Source organism: Ruegeria sp. CDSB086, from assembly GCF_059611065.1.
In genome coordinates, this window is sequence record NZ_JBXWOV010000001.1 from 611,581 (window position 1) to 632,701 (window position 21,121).

The window sequence follows — 21,121 nt, forward strand, 5'->3', positions numbered from 1 at the left end:
TTATCCTCCCAAAACCTGTTCTGCGGCTTTGATCGCCGCATCTGCGTTCGACGCGTCCTTGCCACCGCCCTGTGCCATGTCGGGGCGTCCACCGCCGCCTTTACCGCCCAGTTCTGCGACAGCCGCACGAACTAGATCAACGGCCGAGACTTTGTCGATCAGATCGGCCGTCACACCGGCGGCCACAGCAGCCTTACCGCCCGCATCCGCGATCAGCAGAACGGCACCAGACCCCAGACGGCTTTTGTGCTCATCAATCAACGCCGGCAAGTCCTTGCCCGATACGCCGTTCAGCGCTTGCGCAAGGAAGGCGACCCCGTTCACATTACGCGCTTCGCTGCCACCCTGCCCGGCCCCTCCGGCCATGGCCAGATCGCGGCGCAGCTGCGCCACTTCGTTTTGCAGCGATTTGCGTTCGTCCAACAGCAAAGACAATCGTGTTGGAACCTCGGTAGGTTGCGCCTTAAGAAGTGATGCAGATTCGGCAAGTTTAGAATAGTAGTCTCGCAGCAATAACGTTGCAGATTCACCCGTAATCGCCTCAATTCGTCTTACCCCCGCAGAGGATGCCGCGTCCCCCAAGATGACAAACGACCCAATATCACCAGTCTGGCGAACATGCGTACCGCCACACAGCTCAATCGACCATGTCTCGCCATCCTGACCCTTGCCGGTCGGAGCTTTGCCCATGGACACAACCCGGACTTCGTCGCCGTATTTCTCGCCAAACAGCGCCTGTGCGCCCAATTCGCGCGCATCATCGGGGGTCATGATCCGCGTTTCGACAGTCGAGTTCTGACGGATGAAGTCATTCACATCGCGTTCGACCTTTTGAATCTCATCCCCGCTCAGCGCCTTGGAATGGCTAAAGTCAAAGCGCAACCGGTCGGCCGCGTTCAGCGAGCCGCGCTGTGCAACATGATCGCCCAGCGTTTCACGCAACGCCTCGTGCAGCAGATGCGTGGCCGAGTGGTTTGCGCGAATTGCCGTGCGCCGCGCGTGGTCGACCTCAAGCTCGACCGCGTCACCTTTGGACAAAGCGCCCTGATCAACGGTCACTTTGTGGGCATAGATTTTGCCATCGGCGAATTTTCTGGTGTCTTCGACCCGCGCCATGTCATCGCGTTCTTCAAGACGACGGATTTCGCCAGTATCACCGATCTGACCGCCAGCTTCGCCATAAAACGGCGTCTGGTTGACAATCACCCAACCGGATCCGCCCTTTTCAATTGTGTCGACCAATGCACCATCGACCACCAAAGCGGCAATCTGCCCTTCGGCCTTTTCCGTGTCATAGCCCAGAAAATCCGAAGCTCCGGCAGTATCCAGCACATCAAACCACACTGCCTGATCTGCAGCCTCACCCGAACCGGCCCATGCCGCACGGGCCTTGGCTTTTTGTTCGGCCATGGCCGCGTCGAATCCGTCCGTGTCCACGGAGCGACCCTTTTCGCGCAGGGCATCCTGCGTCAGGTCCAGTGGGAATCCATACGTGTCGTACAATTTGAATGCCGCATCACCCGGAAGCGCCGCGCCCTCGGGCAAGCCTGCAACTTCATCATCCAGGAGTTTCAGACCACGATCGAGGGTTTGCTTAAACCGCGTTTCCTCCAACAGCAGCGTCTCTTCGATCAACGGCTGCGCCTGTCCCAACTCGGTGTATTGCGCTCCCATCAGCTGCACCAGACTTGGCACCAGCTGATACATAACCGGATCTTTCGCCCCCAGAAGATGCGCATGACGCATAGCACGACGCATGATCCGGCGCAGCACATAGCCACGCCCGTCATTGGACGGCATCACGCCATCAGCGATCAGGAAGGATGTCGCGCGCAGGTGGTCCGCAATTACCCGGTGGTGCACATTCTGGTCGCCATAGGGGTCAACCCCGGTGGCATGAGCAGACGCTTCGATCAATGTCTTGAACAGGTCGGTGTCATAGTTGTCATGGCTGCCCTGCAGCAGCGCGCCAATCCGTTCCAGCCCCATGCCGGTGTCGATCGACTGCATGTCGAGTTCGACCATCGAGCCGTCCTCGAATTGCTCGTTCTGCATGAAAACGATGTTCCAGATTTCAATGAACCGGTCGCCGTCTTCGTCGGGCGATCCCGGAGGACCACCCCAGATGTGATCGCCATGGTCGTAGAAAATCTCGGTACACGGTCCACACGGACCAGTCGGACCCATCTGCCAGAAATTGTCGCTAGTGGCGATGCGGATAATCCGGTCTTCGGGAACGCCGACCTTTTTCCAGATCTCGAACGCCTCGTCATCCGTGTGATACACCGTTGCCAACAGGCGGTTCTTGTCGATGCCGAATTCCTTGGTGATCAACTCCCACGCAAACGGAATCGCCTCGTGTTTGAAGTAATTGCCGAAGGAAAAGTTGCCCAGCATTTCAAAGAAGGTGTGGTGCCGCGCGGTATAACCAACGTTATCGAGGTCATTGTGCTTACCGCCGGCGCGCACGCATTTCTGTGCCGTCGTGGCGCGCTGATAATCACGGGTTTCAACACCGGTAAACAGGTTCTTGAACTGCACCATGCCCGAGTTCACGAACATCAATGTCGGGTCATTGCGCGGAACCAGCGGGCTGGACGCGACAATTTCATGCCCCTGTTTGGCAAAATAATTCAGAAAGGTTGAGCGGATATCATTCAGCGTAGGCATATGGCTCTCTCGGCGCGCAATCTCAGTGTTCTGAAATGGTTTATCCCCGTCCCAATGGATAGTCCACAAAGATAAACCGGCCTTATATTTGAAGGGCTAGAAAACCCGTCAACAAGATCCGTACACACCAATAGTACAAGATCACCGTATGCAGAACGAGTTAAGGCGGCCACGCGGACCGCCTAGTTTCGAGTATTCTCAATTCTTGCAAAACCGGGGGATTTTTGCGGCCCCCAATTGGGCTGTTACGCCTCGAGGATGTCATCTTCCTCGGCAGAACCGGGTGGCATGTCGAACTCCAGGCCGTGCGCGGCCCGAATCTTGTCTTCGATATCCAGCGCAATGCGGCTGTTGTCGCGCAGGTATTGCTTGGCATTCTCACGCCCCTGCCCGATCCGTTCGTCGCCATAGCTGAACCACGAGCCCGATTTCTCGACCACTCCAGCCTTGACGCCGAGATCTAGCAACTCACCCATCTTGCTGATGCCTTCGCCATACATGATGTCGAATTCCACTTGCTTGAAGGGCGGCGCCACCTTGTTCTTGACCACCTTGACGCGCGTCTGGTTGCCGACAACCTCATCACGATCTTTGATCGCGCCGATGCGGCGAATATCCAAACGAACCGAGCTGTAGAATTTAAGCGCGTTACCACCAGTCGTGGTTTCGGGGCTGCCGAACATAACGCCGATTTTCATGCGGATCTGGTTGATAAAGATCACCATGCAATTCGAGCGGCTGATTGAGCCTGTCAGTTTACGCATCGCCTGGCTCATCAATCGGGCCTGCACGCCAACACTGCTGTCGCCCATGTCGCCTTCGAGTTCCGATTTCGGCGTCAAAGCCGCAACTGAGTCGACGACAACCATATTCACAGCGCCCGAACGCACCAGCGTATCGGTGATCTCAAGCGCTTGTTCACCGGTGTCAGGCTGCGAGATCAACAGTTCATCAAGATCGACGCCCAGCTTACGGGCATATTGTGGGTCCAGCGCGTGTTCGGCATCCACGAATGCGCACACACCGCCACGTTTTTGCTGTTCTGCAATGCAATGCAGCGTCAGCGTGGTCTTGCCCGAGCTTTCCGGTCCATAAATCTCAACAATCCGACCCATCGGCAGACCACCAATACCCAGCGCGATATCCAGGCCCAAAGACCCGGTCGAGCTTGCATCGATGTCCTGCTTGGCATCCTCGCCCAGCTTCATGATCGAGCCTTTGCCGAACTGCCGTTCGATTTGCGCCAACGCGCTATCAAGCGCCTTTTGCTTGTCTGCGTTTTTCTTGTCGCTCATTGTCAGAAGATCCGCCATTGTCCTGTCGCCTTCTCTTTTGTCACACCCATGATCGGGCGGCAATCACTGCTTTGTTCGCCTCTTGTTCCTTATGGGACCAAAAAGAGAACATTTCAACTAAAACTTACAATACTTACTGTTCGGCAATTGTGTTAAAGAGTCGTTTACGCCAATCTGCGACTACTAAATTAGGCGGCGAAGGGCGAATAAATGCTTGTTTTCTATAAGGAACGCCTTGCGTTTCTGGCAGTTCCAAAAACAGGCAGCACAGCCTATCACACTGCCCTGAGCGCGCGGGCCGACTTTGTCGTCACCGGCCCGCCCGAATTGAAACATGCGCCTGTTCGCCGTTATGACAGGTTTTTTCAAAACATTTTTCGCAAAATGTATGACACCGAAATGGAAATCATGGCCGTCGTGCGCGAACCTATCGACTGGCTCGGCAGTTGGTACAAATACCGCAGCCGGGACGACCGCATTGGGCACTCGCATTCAACCCGCGACCTGAGCTTTGATGATTTTGTTCAGGGTTACATGCAAAACCCCCGCCCGGAATTCGCAGATGTCGGCAGTCAGAGCCAGTTTTTCCGCACCCGAAACAACGGTTTCGGTGCGACGCATGTTTTTAAATACGAAAATCAAGATAAGATACTGAACTTTCTTCAGGACCGGTTGAACATGGGAATCACCCTGCAGCGCGAGAATGTCTCACCAAAGCGCGACCTATTCTTGTCGACGGAAACGGAAAAGAAGTTCCGCAAGCACCACGCCGAGGAGTTTTCCTGCCACGACGCGGCGCGTTAGTCAGTTCAGTTGGTTAAACACAGCCTCGGTCAACTGCGTCAAAGAGAATGGCTTGGGCAAAAAGGTGGAATTCGCAATCTCAGGGCCTGAATCGCCAAAGGCGCCTTCGGTATAGCCAGACATAAAGATCACCCGCACATCCGGACGGGTCTCCATCGCTTTGCGCACCCAGGTTGGCCCATCCATGCCGGGCATGACTACGTCTGTCACGAAAGCATCCACATGCACCGACCCATCCTCCAGCAGGTGCAGCGCCTCTTCGGCGGACCCGGATTCGAGCACGGTGTAGCCCTTCAATCGCAATGCACGCGTGGCAAAGGCCCGGACCGGGGCCTCATCCTCGACCAGAAGAACCACGCCTTCACCCTGCCGGGACGTCGGGTTTTCCGGAAGGCTGGCGATATCCTGCTTGATTTTCTGCGGTGTGGTTGAAACCGGCAGATACACGGTAAATTCGGTTCCCTTGCCCTGAATGCTATCGACAAAGATGAACCCTCCGGTCTGCTTGACGATGCCGTAGACCGTCGACAATCCAAGTCCAGTCCCCTCACCGGTGCGCTTGGTGGTATAGAATGGCTCGAAAATTTTTTGCAGCTTGTCTGTTGGGATGCCCGTGCCACTGTCGATCACTTTAACGGTGACGTATTCGCCGGGTTGTACCGTTGCCCGGTCCCGCTGGAGCGGTTCGGTCAGAGACACAACTTCGGTCTCGATACGTACCTCGCCACCTTCAGGCATCGCGTCCCGTGCGTTCACTACCAGGTTCATAAAGACCTGTTCGAGCTGCCTTTTGTCTGCGCGCACAGGCTTAAGCACGGGATCATGGCTTAACGTCAAGCGAACCTTTTCGCCGACCAAGCGGTTCAAAAGATGGATCAGATCAGAGATCGTATCCCGGAGGTCCAAAACCTCGGGCTGCAGGGTCTGCTTTCGCGAGAATGCGAGAAGTTGACTGACCAACGCCGCGGCCCGGTTTGCGTTCTGGTTGATCTGAACCAGGTCACCATAGTTCGGATCATTCTGATCATGCCGCAGCAGCAATAGATCGCAATGCCCAGAAATCGCAGTCAGAAGATTGTTAAAATCATGCGCCACGCCGCCCGCCAATTGCCCGACGGCCTGCATCTTTTGCCCCTGCACGAACTGAGCTTCCAGTGTCTTCAACTCGGTCGCATCATTCACGACAGCGATCAGACAAATCTGTCCCTTGCACGTCACTCGGTTCAGCGTGACCTGCACGAAAACCTCTTTATCCTGTCGTGACAGGCGCAGAAATTCCGATCGGGGAGTGGCATTCTCTTCGGTCGCGATGCGGGCCAACCAATCCAGAATGGGATAGCCCAGCCCGTGCATGATTTCGGCCACGTTCGACTCTCCCGGCTGGATCTCTCCGATCAGCTTAATCGCCATCCGGTTCGCATCCAGAATTTCCCCTTCGGGCGACAGACACATCACCGGCACTGGCAGCTCAGCGAACGGGGCATCGCCCCCGGATGGACCCGCAGATTTCATCGGCAACAAAAGCAGATCGCGCACAGTGCCCGAGCGGGACAGCTCGGACACGGTCACAGGCACCCGCCCGTCCGAAGTTTCAACCAGCGAGATTTCACCCGGTTGCGGGATGTCATTGGGAAATATCTTACCCATAACGTCGGGCCTGTGACCGATCATGGCCTCTGCCATTCCGTTCACACGCAGAATTGCCCCGTTGCGACCCTCTGTCAGCACTGGGACAGGGGCGTCATCCCATTGCCCGTCTTCATCCAGATGGAACCGCCAGCAGAATACATCCTGCCCCACGCTGAACACCGAGATCGGGATTGTCGAACCAACGGTCACGATATCTTCGCGGGCGCGTTCGTGGATTTCCGCGATAGATTGCAGGCGCAGCAGGATCGCTGCGGGATTAGCGAATCTGGATTTCAGGCAATGCTGTAATCGCGCACCCGGAAAAGCACTTATCTGCGCCCTTGCTCGTGTGTTCGCGCTCAGAATATCGCCATTTGCGTTGGCGATCACTGTCGGACACAAGTCCTGTTCAGTGAATACGGCCATCACTTCTGCCGAACTACGCGCCGTCCGGTCGGCCGTAAACCCCCGAAAAACAACCAGAAGACCTGCGGACAACAATGACACACCAGCAACAACAAGACCCGTATTCCAAGCGGTAGGCAAAACGTCTGTCACCGGTGTTAAACTCAGCAATGCGCCCAAAACAACGAGTGGCACAAGGCGCGAGAAGGCCGGTGTTTTTCGCGAGGTCGGCTCAGAAAAGATCTCTGCAATGTCGGACATTAACAACTCAGGTCAAAAGGCTTTGTCACACTCAGCCCGAATTTGGTTAACGCCCCCTTAAGGACAGCGGAAACTTCTACCTAAGGTTGTTATTCAATGACGCGCTATCGCGTCAAGTGCGACGTAAAGAACCCGTCTGCACCGTGTGTCACAAGCCACGACTTTCGCAGCGTTTCGGTCCAATCAGGATTCAGTTTCAGAAATCCGTCGACAATTTCGCCGTTTTCATCATCCAACATGGAACAGGTCGCATAGGCCAGAATTCCACCCGGTCCAACCAGTTGAGCGGCGGAATTCAGGATGTCGGACTGAAGTACATTCAGCGCGTTCAACCCCTCTTCGGACAGCGCCCACTTGCCTGCCGGGGCACGCCGCCACGAACCGCTGCCCGAGCATGGCGCATCCGTCAGGACAATATCGAACGGAGCCTGACGGGCCACATCTTCCGGCTGCAGGCAGGTTACACCCACACCAGCCCGTTTTGCCCGCGTCGGCAGATCGCGCATGCGCCCTGCGTTCACATCATGCGCAAAGACCTCGACACCCGAATGGGCCGCCAGAGCCAGCGACTTGCCGCCACCGCCTGCGCAATAATCCAGAACACGCAGACCTGGCTGGAGATCGAGCGCTGCAACGACGGCTTGGCTGGCTGCGTCCTGCAATTCAACCAGACCTTCGGAATAGGCGCGGCTTTGGGCAACTTTTCGGGCCCCTTCAGTGACCTCTAGGGCGGTTTCACACGCCGGATGGTGCTGCGCGCTGATTCCGTCAGCACTCAAAGCAGCAGCCGCACCAGCCCGATCGGTTTTGGCAAGGTTAGCCCGCAAATGAACAGGTGCACGGGTTTGCAATACCTGTGCCGCCGCCTCTGCTTGATCCCCTAGCGAGGTTTGAAAACGCGGCCAGAGCCATTCGGGGATGTCGCACCGCTCGGCATCCGAGCTGAACGCGCGCGGTGCATCGGCGGCGGTTAACGGCTCTGGCGTATATCGTTCGCCTGTAAACAGCGTCTCTGGATCACCGCCGGTTGACCGGATCGAACCGATCATCAGCCCGCGCCCGGTTTCTGCCCCGCCCAAGGCCGAGAAGGACCGTTTGCAACGCAGCGCTTCGAACACGAGATCGCGCACGGCGGCCCGGTCTTTCGAGCCCGCAAACCGGCTGCGGCGCGCCCATCCTGTCAAAGCCTTTTCAACCGGTGCCCCTGCGAGGATATCATCAAGGATTTCAATCGAAGCCTGAACGCGCGCTGCTGGGGTCATAAGATATTTCCGATTTCTCTGCTAAGCCCAAAAAACGCAAAACGGCGCCCGCGTCGGGGCGCCGTGCTGCAAACTCTGTTGCGTCACATTACCCGGTAGTTCGGGCTTTCACGCGTGATCTGAACGTCATGCACATGGCTTTCTTTCAGGCCAGCGCCGGTGATTTTGACGAAGTTACAGTTCTTGCGCATTTCTTCGACCGTGGCACAGCCGGTATAGCCCATCGCTGCGCGCAGGCCGCCAACCAGCTGGTGAACCACCGCACTGGCCGATCCCTTGTAGGGCACCTGCCCTTCGATCCCTTCGGGAACCAGCTTGTCGCTGGCTGCGTCTTTCTGGAAATAGCGATCCGCCGACCCGCGTGCCATGGCGCCAAGGCTGCCCATTCCGCGATAAGATTTGAACGAACGGCCCTGGTACAGGATCACCTCACCCGGGCTTTCATCCGTTCCCGCGATCATCGAGCCAACCATTGCACAGGACGCGCCTGCCGCAATGGCCTTGGCGAAATCGCCCGAGAATTTGATGCCACCATCAGCGATTACGGGAACATCCCCGGCAGCCGTCGCGCAGTCCATGATCGCCGTCAGTTGGGGTACGCCGACGCCTGCCACCATCCGGGTTGTGCAGATGGAGCCCGGCCCGATGCCAACCTTGATTGCATCCGCTCCGGCATCGATCAGCGCCTTGGTGGCCTCGCTCGTCGCTACATTGCCCGCAATGATCTGGACCTCGTTCGAAAGCGTCTTGACCCGCCGCACCGCGTCCAGAACGCCTTGCGAATGCCCATGAGCGGTGTCGACCACGATGATATCAACGCCCGAATCCACCAACTGCTCGGACCGTTCGAAACCAGAATCACCAACAGAAGTCGCCGCAGCGACCCGCAGGCGTCCCAGCCGGTCCTTACAGGCGGTCGGGTTCAGCACGGCTTGCTCGGTATCTTTCAGGGTCAGCAGGCCTGTCAGCTTGCCTTCACCATCGACCACCAGCAGTTTTTCGATCCGGCGGGCTTTCATAAGGCTCTTGGCCTCTTCCAGATCTGCAGGTTCCTGCAGCATCGCCAGATTGTCCGATGTCATCATCACGTGAACCGGCGTCTCGTCCGAGGTCGCAAAGCGCATGTCGCGATTGGTCAGGATACCCACGACGCGACCGCTTTCATCGACGACCGGAAAGCCGGTAAAGTTATAGCGCTGCACCAGCGCCTTCGCGTCCGCCAGCGTCTGGTTCACGCTCAGCGTGACCGGGTTGTATACGATACCCGACTCAAACCGCTTCACGCGACGAATCTCTCGGGCTTGCTCTTCGACCGTCAGGTTCTTGTGAACAACGCCGATACCGCCTGCCTGCGCCATTGCGATGGCCATGCGCGCCTCGGTCACCGTGTCCATGGCCGAGCTGAGCAGCGGGATGTTCATCGTAATTTCACGCGTTACACGCGTGGCCGTATCCGCCGTCGCCGGCAGCACCGACGAGGACGCCGGAACCAATAAAACATCGTCAAAGGTAAGTGCCTCACGAATCTGCATCTGTTAACCCCATGCAAAAGCCCGTTTGGCGGTGACCCTATTACATGGATTTAACCTAAGGAAAAGCCCCTGACCTAAACTAGTTTCCCTTCGCTGGCCGATACCGCGGCAAAAAACGACGCAAGACGTTCAAAACGTGCCGCTGAATGGCCTTTCCCTTTGCGCACAAACCCATATCTTGCCGGGCATACGTGCGAATACAAAAGGCAGGCCAAAAATGACCACCGACCCCCTTGTTGTCTTTACTCCGTCAGGCAAACGCGGGCACTTCCCCGTGGGTACCCCGGTTCTGACCGCTGCACGGCAGTTGGGTGTGGATCTGGATTCGGTCTGCGGCGGCCGTGGGATATGTTCGAAATGTCAGATCACGCCCAGCTATGGCGAGTTTCCTAAACACGGCGTAACCGCATCCGAGAACGCGCTGAGCGAATGGAACGCGGTCGAACAGCGTTATGATGACAAACGCGGCTTGAAATCGGGCCGTCGTCTGGGCTGTCAGGCGACAGTTCAGGGAGACATCGTGATCGATGTCCCACCCGAAAGCCAGGTCCACCGTCAGGTTGTTCGCAAGGCCGCCACCGCGCGGGCCATTACGATGGACCCGGCAACCCGGCTGTATTTCGTAGTGGTAGAAGAGCCCGACATGCACTCGCCAACAGGCGATCTGGAACGGCTGGAACGCGCGCTGCGCGAGCAGTGGAACATTGACGCCATCACCGCCGATCTTTCGCTGATGTCCAAGCTGCAGCCCGTCCTGCGCAAGGGCAAATGGGAGGTCACTGTTGCCCTCCAAAAAGGCCACAAGGATGAAGCGGCGCGCGTGGTCGAAATCTGGCCCGGATTGCATGAACATGGGCTTTATGGTCTGGCCATCGACCTCGGCTCGACCACAATTGCGGCGCACCTGACCGATCTGGAGACCGGCGAGGTCAAAGCGTCCTCGGGCCTGATGAACCCGCAGATCCGCTTTGGCGAAGACCTTATGAGCCGCGTTTCATACTCGATGATGAACCCCGGTGGTGATCAGGAGATGACCAGGGCCGTACGAGAGGCGATAAACGATTTGACCACCTCAATTTCTGAGGAAGCCGGGATTAGTTCCGAGCTGATCGTTGAAACCGTTTTCGTCTGTAACCCGGTGATGCACCACCTGTTGCTGGGTCTGGATCCCGTCGAGCTGGGACAGGCGCCTTTTGCCTTGGCGACATCAGAAAGCATGTCCCTGCCCGCGCGCGAGATGGATTTGACCAAGATGAATCCCCGCGCACAGGTCTACATCTTGCCGTGCATTGCGGGCCACGTCGGCGCCGACTGCGCCGCGGTGGCACTGTCGGAGGAACCGGGAAAGTCCGAAGACCTTGTGCTTATCGTGGACGTGGGCACCAACGCTGAAATCCTGCTGGGCAATACCAGCCGCGTCTTGGCGTGTTCCTCACCCACCGGCCCGGCATTCGAAGGCGCGCAGATCAGTTCCGGCCAGCGTGCCGCGCCCGGGGCGATTGAGCGCATCGAAATCGACCCTGTCACCAAGGAACCGCGCTTTCGCGTGATCGGGTCCGAAAAATGGTCCGACGAGGAAGGCTTCGATCAAGAGATTGCCACAAGCGGCATCACCGGCATCTGCGGCTCGGGCATTATCGAAGCGGTCGCCGAAATGCGCATCGCCGGATTGCTGGACGAAAGCGGCCTGATCGGGTCTGCAGATCAGACCGGCACGCCCCGTTGTGTACCCGAAGGTCGCACCCACGCCTATCTGATCCACGACGCCAGCGCCGAGGGCGGTCCGCGCATCACGGTCACGCAGGGCGATATCCGCGCCATCCAACTGGCCAAATCCGCGCTCTATGCCGGTGCACGCCTGTTGATGGATGAAATGAACGTCGACACGGTGGATCGCGTTGTGCTGGCCGGGGCGTTCGGCGCGCATATTTCGACCAAGCACGCGATGGTTCTGGGTATGATCCCCGATGCGCCCTTGAACAAAGTCTCAAGTGCAGGCAACGCGGCTGGCACCGGTGCGCGGATTGCCTTGTGCAACATTGGTGCCCGGTCCGAGATTGAGCGTGTCGTGCGTGAGATCACCAAGGTCGAAACGGCCATTGAGCCGAAATTTCAGGACCATTTCGTTGCCGCCAATGCCATCCCGCACAAGACGGATCCGTTCCCGGAATTGTCGCAAGTGGTCACTCTGCCCTCGCCCTCCTTCAATGCCGGTGGTGGAGAAGAAGGCTCTGGTCGCAGACGGCGCAGGCGGTCATAGTCACCCCTGACATAAGGGAGGCGACATGCAGATCGCAAACGAGGAACAGGCGGAATATTGGGGGAAATCCCCGTCTGGAGCAAAATGGCTGACCTATGAGGACCAGCTGGATCAACTGATGGCCCCGGTCCTTGATCTGGTGCTAGAACGTGCCGGATTAAAACCCGGCATGCGTGTTCTGGATATCGGCTGTGGTACGGGTGCAAGCGCGATCGCCGCCGCACATTCCGTGGGGCCAGAAGGCCACGTTCTGGCTGCAGATGTCTCGCAGCCATTTCTGGACCGCGCATCGGCACGGGCATCCGATGCCGGATCGCAAAACATCACCTTCCAGTTCGCCGACGCCCAGACCTACGCCTTTGAAGCAGCGGACCGAGACACCATGATCTCGCGATTTGGGGTCATGTTTTTTGAGGATACGGTTGCCGCCTTTACCAACATGACCCGCGCGCTAAAGCCCGGCGGCACGATGACCTTTGCCGCCTGGGGGCCATTGCCCGGAAACCCATGGTTCAGAATGCCCCATATCGCGGCCTCGGAACGGCTGGGCACGCCGCCCAAGGTCGACCGGAATGCACCGGGCCCCTTGGCGTTTCATGATCGTGAGCGTGTTACCGGGTTGCTGGAAAAGGCAGGTCTAAGCAATATTCGCGCCGATTCTGTTAACCTTATGTTGGACTTTCAAGGCTCTTTGCTGGATTGCGCCGCCTTGTGTACCCGTGTTGGCCCCGCCGCCCGTGTTATTACCCATTTCGACGGTAAACCCGAAGACGTGACTGCGATCCAACACGCCGTCGCCGAAGCGTTTCACCCCTTTGCCAAAAATGGTGCGGTGCACATCCCGGCTGATATCAACCTATTTCAGGCGCGTCGCCCGGAGTAAATGACCACAGACGTAACCACGCCCAAAGCGCTGATTTCTAAGCTTTTCCGATGACAAACTGAGTTCTGGAGCGGGTAGCGGGAATCGAACCCGCGCGTTCAGCTTGGGAAGCTGACAGGCTACCATTACATCATACCCGCCGCGTTTTTCACCGATATCACCAGAGGCTTATCGACTTCAAGAACCCATCATCGGAAAAGCGGCATCGCCTTGTTCCGTCCTGACACACCCCAACCTTCGAACAGGACAACGCACCTGGCTCCGTGAAATAGAAAAATCTTCTGCCTCAACGCCAGTTGCGCTTGCAGATCGACCAGATCCTCGAAATTTTCTTTTTTCCCAAACGCTTGCTTAAGTCAGCGTCTGCCTGTGTTGGGCGATGATGTTGGCTCATCTTCGTACGTGACGACTATCGCGATATCGCCACTAATCTAGCGATCTTGTCAGGTTCCGGCGGCGATCAGCACCAATACGAAAAAAGGCCGGACACATGGTCCGGCCTTTTTTCTCTAGAAGTGATTGGATCATGCGCGACGACGACGCCCGCCACCACGACGGCCACCAACAGCGCCCGCTGCGCCGGCCTCTTCCGGGGATTTGTTGAACCGAATCCACTCGCCACCATGCGGGTCATTATTGGTCAGCAGATTGGCGGCACGGATGGCCTCCATTTCCTTACCGGCGCGCGGCTTGGTCGAGCCCAGACCGAATAGCTGACAGAAAGTTTCGTCGTCCATGTCCGCAGGCAGAATGATCCCCTTGGCTTCGACCTCGGCCTTTTTCTCGGCCAGCTTTTTGGGACCCACAGGCAGCGCCACCGGGTTCATGATTGCCGACGTCATGCCTGCGCCCATTGCCATCGGGAGGAACGCATTGTTGATCCCGTGGCGGTTTGGCAGACCAAAGGAAACGTTCGAAGCACCACAAGTCGTGTTTACGCCCAGTTCTTCGCGCAGGCGACGGACCAGCGCAAAAACCTGCTGACCCGCGGTTGCCATCGCGCCGATGGGCATCACCAGCGGGTCAACAACGATGTCATGCGCAGGGATACCGAAATCGGCGGCCCGCTCAACAATCTTCTTGGCCACTTCGAAGCGCACATCGGGATCTTCGGAAATACCGGTGTCATCGTTCGAGATCGCAACAACCGGCACGTTGTATTTTTTGACCAGCGGCAGAACCAGTTCCAGACGATCTTCTTCACCGGTGACCGAGTTCAGCAACGGGCGGCCCTCGGCAGCTTCAAGACCAGCTTCCAAAGCGCCGGGAACGGACGAGTCGACACATAGCGGTACGTCAACCAGACCCTGCACCAGCTCGACGATCTTGCGCATCAGTGGCGGTTCGGTCTCGTTCGGGTTGGGGTTCGAATTGTAGACAACGCCTGCGTTGATATCCAGAACGGTTGCGCCAGCGGCAACCTGCGCCAACGCGTCTTTCTCGACGGTCGAGAAATCGCCGGCTTCCAACTCGGCCGCCAGTTTCTTACGGCCCGTCGGATTGATCCGCTCACCGATCACGCAGAACGGTTCGTCAAAGCCCAGAACGGCAGTTTTTGTTTTTGATTCTACGACTGTACGCGTCATGTCCGTTCCTTAGGAGTTTGCAGGCTTTGCCGAAGCGCCGCCGTTATTGATGGCCCAGTTGGCGTTGGTCTTGATGCCGCCAAGCGGGAAGAAGTGTACATTGGTGATGTTGAAATCCGGGTTGGCCGCTTTGTGGTTGGCCAGCTCGGTGATCACATCGGTCGGCTCATAGGGCAGCAGCAGCTTGGACACATCCATCGCACGCTTTTGCAGGACCTTCAGCGACGGACCAACACCGCAGGCGATGGCAAACTTGATCAGTGTCTGCAGCTTGGCCGGACCAGCGATACCAATATGGATCGGAATATCGATACCAGCTTCTTTCAAACTGTCGGCCCATTCGATGATCGGTTTGGCTTCAAACGCAAACTGTGTTGCCAGCGCCATTTCGGCATCCGTGGTCTCGCTGAATTTCTGCTTCCAGCGCAGCGCGTCGTCGACATTCTTCGTCGAGCCGTCGGGGTCGATATCCTTGTTGCCCTCAGGGTGACCCGCGACGTGCAGGCGCTTGAAGCCCGCCTTGTCAAACAAACCACTTTCCAGCAACTGCATCGAGCTGTCGTAATCGCCGTGCGGGTTGGTAACACCACCGGCCAGCAGCAATGCCTGATCAACGCCCGCCTCGCCCTGATACATGGAAATCCAGTTTTCCAGCGTGGCGGCGTCCTTGATGATCCGCGCAGGGAAGTGCGGCATCACCGGATAACCTTCGTCAGCGATCCGCTTGGCGGTCTTGACCATATCCTCGATCGGCGTGCCTTCGATATGGGCAATGTACACACGCGTGCCTTCGGGCAGCAACGCGCGGAAATCTTCGACCTTTTCGGCGGTGCGCGGCATCACCTCAATCGAATAGCCTTGCAAAAAGGCTTCGACGGTCGGGTTTACAGGGCCGTTTTCGACCGCATCACGTTTCTTGAAGTTCAGCAAAGCCATTGCGGCCTCCCATAGATGTCTCGGGCTCATGCCCAACCGTCATTGGCGATCAGGGCTTTGATGCGGTCCTGATCGTATTCCGTTTCCAAACGCGTGGCTTCGGCCTCGGCAATCTCGGACGGGTCGCCGTCGACTGCGAAGGGGGCCGCCTTGCGCCATTCGGCCAGATAGGCATCGCTGTCCTTGGCGTTCACCTTCATGGCCGCGCGGTCGATGGCTTGTTCGAACCGTTCCTCTAATTGCCGCTTTGCGCCACGACGGCCTTTGCCGACGATGACTTGGGCGGGAATATCGCGCCAGTAAACAATGGTGACGTCAGGCATTGCGTTTGATTCCTCCTAACCAGATGGACCGGTTTTAAACGTCTATGTGGGGGCAAGTCGGTCGATTTTCGACACACGGCGCATTTCCAGCGACGTTTTTGCCCGCGATGGGATACCGGGGTTGTAACGAAGACTGAACCAAACGCGCATATCAAAATTCTCATCACTTTAATGAGCGTCTTGCACGACGCAATCGCCCGACCTATGGTCGGGGTAACACGAAAATCGGAGGGCGTTTAATATGGCGCCCAAGCGTCCCAAAGGTGCGGGCGCGTTCCCGAAGGCGGTCGAAAGCCCCGCGCCGGCAAGACCCGATCCAGATGCGTTGTATGCGGCGCTGGATTTGGGAACCAATAGTTGCCGCATGTTGATAGCCCAGCCTAAGGGCAGCGGCTTCCATGTGGTCGACAGCTTTTCCAAATCCGTGCAGTTGGGCGCGGGTTTGGAACGGACCGGACGTTTGTCTCGGTCTTCGATGGCGCGCACCATTCAGGCACTGCGCATCTGTCAGCAAAAGCTGAAACGCAACAAGGTCAGGCGCATGCGTCTGGTCGCGACCGAGGCGTGCAGGCGTGCCAAAAACTCACGCGAATTTATCCGGCAGGTAAAACGCGAAACCGGACTGACGCTTGAGATCATCCAGCCCGAGGAAGAGGCGCGCTTGGCCGTGATCTCCTGCGCGCCGTTGGTGTCCACCAAGACCGATCAATTGCTGGTCGTGGATATTGGTGGCGGATCAACCGAACTGGTTTGGATCGACATCTCATCCGTACCGCGCCGGGACCGCCCCGCCGCGATCATGCGGTTGCACCATGGGTTTCACACGACTGACAGCCCCTTCCCTGCGGCAAAAGTCGTCGACTGGATCAGCGTACCCCTGGGTGTTGCAACCCTGCGCGATCAGTTCAACGACGTCGAAGATGACTCCGCTCGCTTTGCCCTGATGAGCTGGTTTTTTGAAGAAAACCTTGCCGATTTCGCGCCTTACAAGGACGAGCAAGCCCGCCTCGGGTTCCAGATCGTCGGTACCAGTGGCACGGTTACAACCGTTGCGGCCTCGCACCTTGGGCTCAAGCGCTACGACCGGACCAAGGTCGATGGTTTGCGCATGACCAGCGATCAGATTGACAAAGTCATACGAGGGTATCTAGAACTCGGCCCTCAGGGTCGGCGCCGGGATCCGCGTATCGGCGATGACCGGCAGGCCCTGATTATGTCCGGCTCGGCCATTTTGCAGGCGCTGTTAAGATGCTGGCCCACCGACCGCCTTTCCGTGGCGGACCGGGGGCTGCGCGAAGGCTTGCTCTATGCGCAGATGAGCGCGGACGGCGTACTGGAAGACGGACCGTTCTGATGGCGAAGACACCAAGTGGCAAAAACAATTCGGGGCGCGGGCAGCGTGACCTGAAGGTCAAGGTAAAGACTGCACGCGGGCGTAAGCTCAGCTCGACCCGTTGGCTCGAGCGGCAGTTGAACGACCCCTATGTGAAACGTGCGCAGGTCGAAGGGTACCGTGGGCGCGCAGCGTTTAAGATATTGGAGCTGGACGAAAAGTACCGGTTCCTCGTGCCGGGTGCACGTGTCGTCGACCTGGGCTGTGCGCCGGGTGGATGGTTGCAAGTCGCGGTCAAACGAGTGAATGCGCTGGGCGAACGTTCCGGCAAACGGATAGGCACAGTTCTGGGTGTCGACCTGCAAGAGGTCGAACCGGTCGCAGGTGCCGAGGCACATGTGCTGGACTTCATGGAAGACGATGCCGACGACAAGGTCAAAGAGTGGCTGGGCGGCAAGGCTGACGTGGTGATGTCCGACATGGCCGCGTCGTCATCTGGGCACAAGCAAACCGACCACATGCGCATCATGGCTCTGTGCGAAACGGCGGCCTATTTCGCCTTTGACGTACTGGAAGAAGGCGGCACGTTTGTTGCCAAGGTTCTGGCCGGTGGCGCCGAAGGCGATCTGCAAAAGCTGCTGAAGCAGAAATTCGACAAAGTTGCGAATGTGAAACCACCCGCGTCGCGTTCGGACAGTTCCGAGAAGTTCGTTGTCGCAACCGGGTTCCGGGGCTAGATCAGTCGTCCAGCGAAATCCGATCCTCTGTCAGCACCTGTTCGCGCAGTGAAGCGGCGGCAATACCTTGTATCAACAACGCTTGGCCGTGATTGATGTATTCCGGTGGTCGGGCCCGCAATTCCTCGATCCGTTGCGACAAAGCCAGTGGCTTTTTGAGCTTGGACGTGTGGACCGGTTTGAGAAACATGTGTCACCTATAAGCTGGGGCAATTCTTGCCTCAGCTTGATCGGTAACTATGAAATTTGCCGGGAAAATGACGGAAACCGGGCCAAGCCGTGCCGTTTCAGCGGCCCAGTTGTTCCTTCAACTGCAATAGGTTCGGGTCCTCTGGGATGATCTCTAATCCCTGGGCCAGAACATCGCGTGCGGCCTGAGGTCCACGATTGATCTGCGCCAGTTGCACCAGCATTGGCCAGGCTTCGGCGCGTTGCGGGTCAAGGGTAACCACCTCTTGAAACGCCCGCTCAGCCGCTAGCGCGTTGCGGAACGTCAGGGCCATCCCGCCAAGCACGAGATGCGTTTCAGGAAAATCCAGACGGTTGGAAATCGCCGACTGCCACTCGGACATGCCCCGCCCCGACAATTGCTGCTGTTCCGCAGTCAGGGCCTGCGGCGGAATGTTCAGAAACTCCTTTGCTGCCGAAATGCGGACATTCCGTAACGGGTCGGACAGCAGCGGCTCAAGCCGTTGAACTTGATCGGGCAAACTGGCCTGACGCTGCAGCGGAGCCGCATTTGCCCGAACCAAAGCGTCTTCGTCCACCAACAGCTCTGCAGTTCTGGCCGCCACATCTGCGGACCCAAAAGATTGCAGCAGATAGGCAGCCGTGGCGCGCACAATGCCGGGTTGATTAGGGTCGGTTGCGATGTCCAGAAGTTCCTCCGGCCCATCCGCACGACCAAGCGTTGCTGCCTGAAAGGCCGATCCAAAATGCGGTTCTCGATGCGCGCTGTCAGGAAACCAGCCTTCGATCTGTTGGGCCGCCCATGCCTGATCCTGATCCGAATGGCAATCGGTGCAGGCGTCCTGCCCAAGCCCCAAATCGGGACGAGGTACACGGAAACTGTGATCGCGCCTGCCGTCGACGCCCATATAAACACGCTCGATCATGTGGCAGGACTTGCACTGCGCACCCTCGCTATTCTCTGGGTGATTGTGATGTTCCGGCGCGTCGTACTCTTTGGCAGCAAGAGTTGGAAACTTGGGATTCGCGGCAGGCGAGTGACACTGCGTACACACCCCGTTTCCATCTGCCCTCAGACTCGCGCTATGCGGCTCGTGACAATCCATGCAACCCACGCCGCGGTCATACATCTTGGATTGCAGGAACGAGCCGTACACATAGACTTCATCCAAAATCTGACCGTCCGGGTGGTACAATCCCGGACGCAGGACCGCCAGATTGTAGGCGTCATGATAGGGCGTTCCGGGCAGCGGGTTGCCATCTCCATGCGCCTCACGACGAGAATGACACCCGGCGCATTGCTGAATCTCGGCCTCGGTCTGGCCCTTACCCCAATCCATCAAGAACCCGGTATCGCCCAGACCCTGCGGCAGGCTTTGCCCCCCGACCCACTCGATATGCGCAGAACCCGGGCCATGGCAGCTTTCGCACCCTACCCCGATCTCGGCCTGTACCGAGTCGTACGTTCTGGTTTCAGCGTTGTACTGTTTCTCAAAACCGGTCGCGTGACATTCCGCACACCGTGCATTCCAGTTCTTGTAGGGTCCGGTCCAGTGCAACCCGTCATCTGGGGGTAAATCCTGATCGGGATAGAGGTGAAACCACTGCTTGTTCTCGGTATCCCAAACAACATCGAAACTCTGCAACCGGCCGGGTTCTGTTTCGAACAAGTATTGCTGCAACGGCTCAATGCCGACGACGGAATGTACGCCGTATTCGGTGGTCACTCCGTCTTTTTCCGTGACTTTTGCGCTCAGCGCGCCTTCGGTGTCGGTGAATTCAACGGACATCCCGTCATGGTCGAACCGCGTTCCGTCAAAATCGGCAACAACAGCCCCGTCTTCAACCTCGGTCCAAGCCAGCGCGTGGTGGGAATTAGACCATGCCGCCGCCTCGTCCTTGTGACATTCAGCACATTGATCCGACCCGACATAGGCCGGAGCCTGGCCAAAGGCGGCCACAGGAACAAACAGCCCTACACACAACGCCAGAAATTTCACTGAGAACCCCGATCCTGATTGTCTTCCAGATCCATCAAAGCGCCGTTGTACTCGGCGCCAAGGATCAGAATTGCAGCGCACAGGTACAAAAAGATCAGCGCTGCCATGACGCCAGCCAAACCTGCATACGTGGCGCTGTAGCTGGCGAATTGCGCGATGTAGATCGAGAACCCCCACCCGCCGGCCGCCCACAAGGCCAACGTCAGAACAACGCCAGGCAGAATTTGCATCAGCTTGTGCCGCCGCGTGGGCAGAATTAGATGCGCTAACAGGACAGTGCCAGCCGGAACCGCAACCGTGAAGGTCCAGCGCAACCTGTCCACCGACAACCAGTCCGACACGTTCACATCAGTCTTTTCGCTTACCAATTGAGTGTATGCGGGCAAAACAACTTCGACCGCGGCAATGGCCAAAATGGCAACGCCACCAACGATCACGAGCCCCAGGCACAGCAATCGGGTTTTCCAGAACGGCCAGACGTCCCTGTCGTGATATGCTTGGTTCATGGCCGCGCGAACCGCCAGGACACCGTTTGAGGCAAAGAAGATCGCTAACAGACCACCCAGCGTTATAACGCCCGAGCCGGATTCCTGCAGGACGGCCCGCAATTCAGCCACGATTGGCCCCGCGACGTCTTTGGGCCACGCCCCGAACACAAGCTCGATCAGTTCATCGGTGACATAGCCCTGGGACAACGACCCCGCCAAAGCCACTGTGAACAACACAAATGGAAACAAGGCCATCATCAGAGACATGGCGACGTGGCTGCTCATCACGAACCCGTTTTTGTTGTTGAACCGCACTACGGCCAGCCACAGGGCTTGAACCGGTCTACCAACGAAAGGAATCACACGTGCGCTCATGCGCTCAGCCTAACCCGCCTCTCCTTTGCTCTGAAATGGCAAATCCCTTCAGAACGTAAATTATCTCGCCCAAATATTTGGGCACATTGCAGAATCTCGCCCAGCGGTGCAGGATCATCTTCCAGAGCGACCACCAATCGTTGTAACGTGCCA

At 57.6% G+C, this 21,121-nt stretch carries 16 protein-coding genes and 1 tRNA gene; 5 read left to right on the forward strand and 12 right to left on the reverse strand.

The genetic code is table 11. The annotated features are described in order from the left end of the window. Together alaS and recA are read right to left on the reverse strand one after the other, a co-directional pair. Complete coding sequence (gene alaS / locus AC2FIO_RS03055; RefSeq protein ID WP_496695544.1) at positions 1-2,670, reverse strand: alanine--tRNA ligase; 2,670 nt, start codon at positions 2,668-2,670, stop codon at positions 1-3. A gap of 245 nt (positions 2,671-2,915) precedes the next feature. Further along, complete coding sequence (recA, locus tag AC2FIO_RS03060; protein WP_108858591.1) at positions 2,916-3,983, reverse strand: recombinase RecA; 1,068 nt, start codon at positions 3,981-3,983, stop codon at positions 2,916-2,918. A 192-nt stretch (positions 3,984-4,175) separates the two neighbouring features. Here recA and AC2FIO_RS03065 point away from each other — a divergent pair, with 192 nt between their 5' ends. Continuing rightward, on the forward strand, positions 4,176-4,769 hold the full coding sequence (locus tag AC2FIO_RS03065; RefSeq protein WP_496695546.1) for a sulfotransferase family 2 domain-containing protein: 594 nt from the start codon (positions 4,176-4,178) through the stop codon (positions 4,767-4,769). On the opposite strand, the gene AC2FIO_RS03070 is transcribed toward AC2FIO_RS03065, so the two are convergent. From AC2FIO_RS03070 to guaB, 3 genes are all read right to left on the reverse strand, one after another. Continuing rightward, positions 4,770-7,064: an ATP-binding protein gene (locus tag AC2FIO_RS03070; protein WP_496695548.1), complete on the reverse strand. Its 2,295-nt coding sequence runs from the start codon at positions 7,062-7,064 to the stop codon at positions 4,770-4,772. Between the two features lie 104 nt (positions 7,065-7,168). Continuing rightward, complete coding sequence (locus tag AC2FIO_RS03075) at positions 7,169-8,326, reverse strand: RsmB/NOP family class I SAM-dependent RNA methyltransferase (RefSeq protein ID WP_282168277.1); 1,158 nt, start codon at positions 8,324-8,326, stop codon at positions 7,169-7,171. An 83-nt stretch (positions 8,327-8,409) separates the two neighbouring features. After that, a complete protein-coding gene (guaB, locus tag AC2FIO_RS03080) occupies positions 8,410-9,858 on the reverse strand; it encodes an IMP dehydrogenase (protein WP_058271691.1) in 1,449 nt (482 codons plus the stop codon). A 217-nt stretch (positions 9,859-10,075) separates the two neighbouring features. Here guaB and AC2FIO_RS03085 point away from each other — a divergent pair, with 217 nt between their 5' ends. Then, entirely contained in the window at positions 10,076-12,118 is a 2,043-nt protein-coding gene (locus tag AC2FIO_RS03085; protein WP_496695551.1) for an ASKHA domain-containing protein, read from the forward strand. 25 nt (positions 12,119-12,143) lie between these two features. Continuing rightward, complete coding sequence (locus tag AC2FIO_RS03090) at positions 12,144-13,001, forward strand: class I SAM-dependent methyltransferase (RefSeq protein WP_496695553.1); 858 nt, start codon at positions 12,144-12,146, stop codon at positions 12,999-13,001. 66 nt (positions 13,002-13,067) lie between these two features. Here AC2FIO_RS03090 and AC2FIO_RS03095 read toward each other — a convergent pair. From AC2FIO_RS03095 to AC2FIO_RS03110, 4 genes are all read right to left on the reverse strand, one after another. Further along, a tRNA-Gly gene (locus tag AC2FIO_RS03095) sits at positions 13,068-13,141 on the reverse strand. Positions 13,142-13,525: 384 nt separating this feature from the next. Continuing rightward, positions 13,526-14,587 carry a methyltetrahydrofolate cobalamin methyltransferase gene (locus AC2FIO_RS03100; RefSeq protein ID WP_058277989.1) on the reverse strand — a complete coding sequence of 354 codons (1,062 nt, stop codon included), beginning with the start codon at positions 14,585-14,587 and terminating at the stop codon, positions 13,526-13,528. Between the two features lie 9 nt (positions 14,588-14,596). Further along, positions 14,597-15,523 carry a methylenetetrahydrofolate reductase gene (locus tag AC2FIO_RS03105; protein WP_496695555.1) on the reverse strand — a complete coding sequence of 309 codons (927 nt, stop codon included), beginning with the start codon at positions 15,521-15,523 and terminating at the stop codon, positions 14,597-14,599. 26 nt (positions 15,524-15,549) lie between these two features. After that, on the reverse strand, positions 15,550-15,846 hold the full coding sequence (locus AC2FIO_RS03110; RefSeq protein ID WP_058271696.1) for a virulence factor: 297 nt from the start codon (positions 15,844-15,846) through the stop codon (positions 15,550-15,552). Between the two features lie 241 nt (positions 15,847-16,087). On the opposite strand from AC2FIO_RS03110, the gene AC2FIO_RS03115 reads away from it, so the two are divergent. Further along, positions 16,088-17,200 carry a Ppx/GppA phosphatase family protein gene (locus tag AC2FIO_RS03115; RefSeq protein ID WP_109311858.1) on the forward strand — a complete coding sequence of 371 codons (1,113 nt, stop codon included), beginning with the start codon at positions 16,088-16,090 and terminating at the stop codon, positions 17,198-17,200. After that, positions 17,200-17,916 (forward strand): RlmE family RNA methyltransferase, encoded by a 717-nt coding sequence (locus AC2FIO_RS03120; RefSeq protein ID WP_058271698.1) that lies wholly within the window; start codon positions 17,200-17,202, stop codon positions 17,914-17,916. The genes AC2FIO_RS03115 and AC2FIO_RS03120 overlap by 1 nt, the downstream gene beginning before the upstream one ends. Position 17,917: 1 nt before the next feature. Here AC2FIO_RS03120 and AC2FIO_RS03125 read toward each other — a convergent pair whose 3' ends face one another. From AC2FIO_RS03125 to AC2FIO_RS03135, 3 genes are all read right to left on the reverse strand, one after another. Beyond that, positions 17,918-18,106: a hypothetical protein gene (locus tag AC2FIO_RS03125; protein WP_058271699.1), complete on the reverse strand. Its 189-nt coding sequence runs from the start codon at positions 18,104-18,106 to the stop codon at positions 17,918-17,920. A gap of 97 nt (positions 18,107-18,203) precedes the next feature. Then, positions 18,204-20,105, reverse strand: coding sequence for a multiheme c-type cytochrome (locus AC2FIO_RS03130; protein WP_496695558.1), 1,902 nt, complete (start codon positions 20,103-20,105; stop codon positions 18,204-18,206). Continuing rightward, positions 20,102-20,968, reverse strand: coding sequence for a YihY/virulence factor BrkB family protein (locus AC2FIO_RS03135; RefSeq protein ID WP_282168272.1), 867 nt, complete (start codon positions 20,966-20,968; stop codon positions 20,102-20,104). Before AC2FIO_RS03135 ends, AC2FIO_RS03130 begins: the two co-directional genes overlap by 4 nt. Between the last annotated feature and the right edge of the window lie 153 nt (positions 20,969-21,121).

Coding starts and splice junctions, on each gene's coding strand:
- alaS (WP_496695544.1), bottom strand. CDS start 2,670: ATGCCTACGCTGAATGATATCCGCTCAACCTTTCTGAATTATTTTGCC.
- recA (WP_108858591.1), bottom strand. CDS start 3,983: ATGGCGGATCTTCTGACAATGAGCGACAAGAAAAACGCAGACAAGCAA.
- AC2FIO_RS03065 (WP_496695546.1), top strand. CDS start 4,176: ATGCTTGTTTTCTATAAGGAACGCCTTGCGTTTCTGGCAGTTCCAAAA.
- AC2FIO_RS03070 (WP_496695548.1), bottom strand. CDS start 7,064: ATGTCCGACATTGCAGAGATCTTTTCTGAGCCGACCTCGCGAAAAACA.
- AC2FIO_RS03075 (WP_282168277.1), bottom strand. CDS start 8,326: ATGACCCCAGCAGCGCGCGTTCAGGCTTCGATTGAAATCCTTGATGAT.
- guaB (WP_058271691.1), bottom strand. CDS start 9,858: ATGCAGATTCGTGAGGCACTTACCTTTGACGATGTTTTATTGGTTCCG.
- AC2FIO_RS03085 (WP_496695551.1), top strand. CDS start 10,076: ATGACCACCGACCCCCTTGTTGTCTTTACTCCGTCAGGCAAACGCGGG.
- AC2FIO_RS03090 (WP_496695553.1), top strand. CDS start 12,144: ATGCAGATCGCAAACGAGGAACAGGCGGAATATTGGGGGAAATCCCCG.
- AC2FIO_RS03100 (WP_058277989.1), bottom strand. CDS start 14,587: ATGACGCGTACAGTCGTAGAATCAAAAACAAAAACTGCCGTTCTGGGC.
- AC2FIO_RS03105 (WP_496695555.1), bottom strand. CDS start 15,523: ATGGCTTTGCTGAACTTCAAGAAACGTGATGCGGTCGAAAACGGCCCT.
- AC2FIO_RS03110 (WP_058271696.1), bottom strand. CDS start 15,846: ATGCCTGACGTCACCATTGTTTACTGGCGCGATATTCCCGCCCAAGTC.
- AC2FIO_RS03115 (WP_109311858.1), top strand. CDS start 16,088: ATGGCGCCCAAGCGTCCCAAAGGTGCGGGCGCGTTCCCGAAGGCGGTC.
- AC2FIO_RS03120 (WP_058271698.1), top strand. CDS start 17,200: ATGGCGAAGACACCAAGTGGCAAAAACAATTCGGGGCGCGGGCAGCGT.
- AC2FIO_RS03125 (WP_058271699.1), bottom strand. CDS start 18,106: ATGTTTCTCAAACCGGTCCACACGTCCAAGCTCAAAAAGCCACTGGCT.
- AC2FIO_RS03135 (WP_282168272.1), bottom strand. CDS start 20,968: ATGAGCGCACGTGTGATTCCTTTCGTTGGTAGACCGGTTCAAGCCCTG.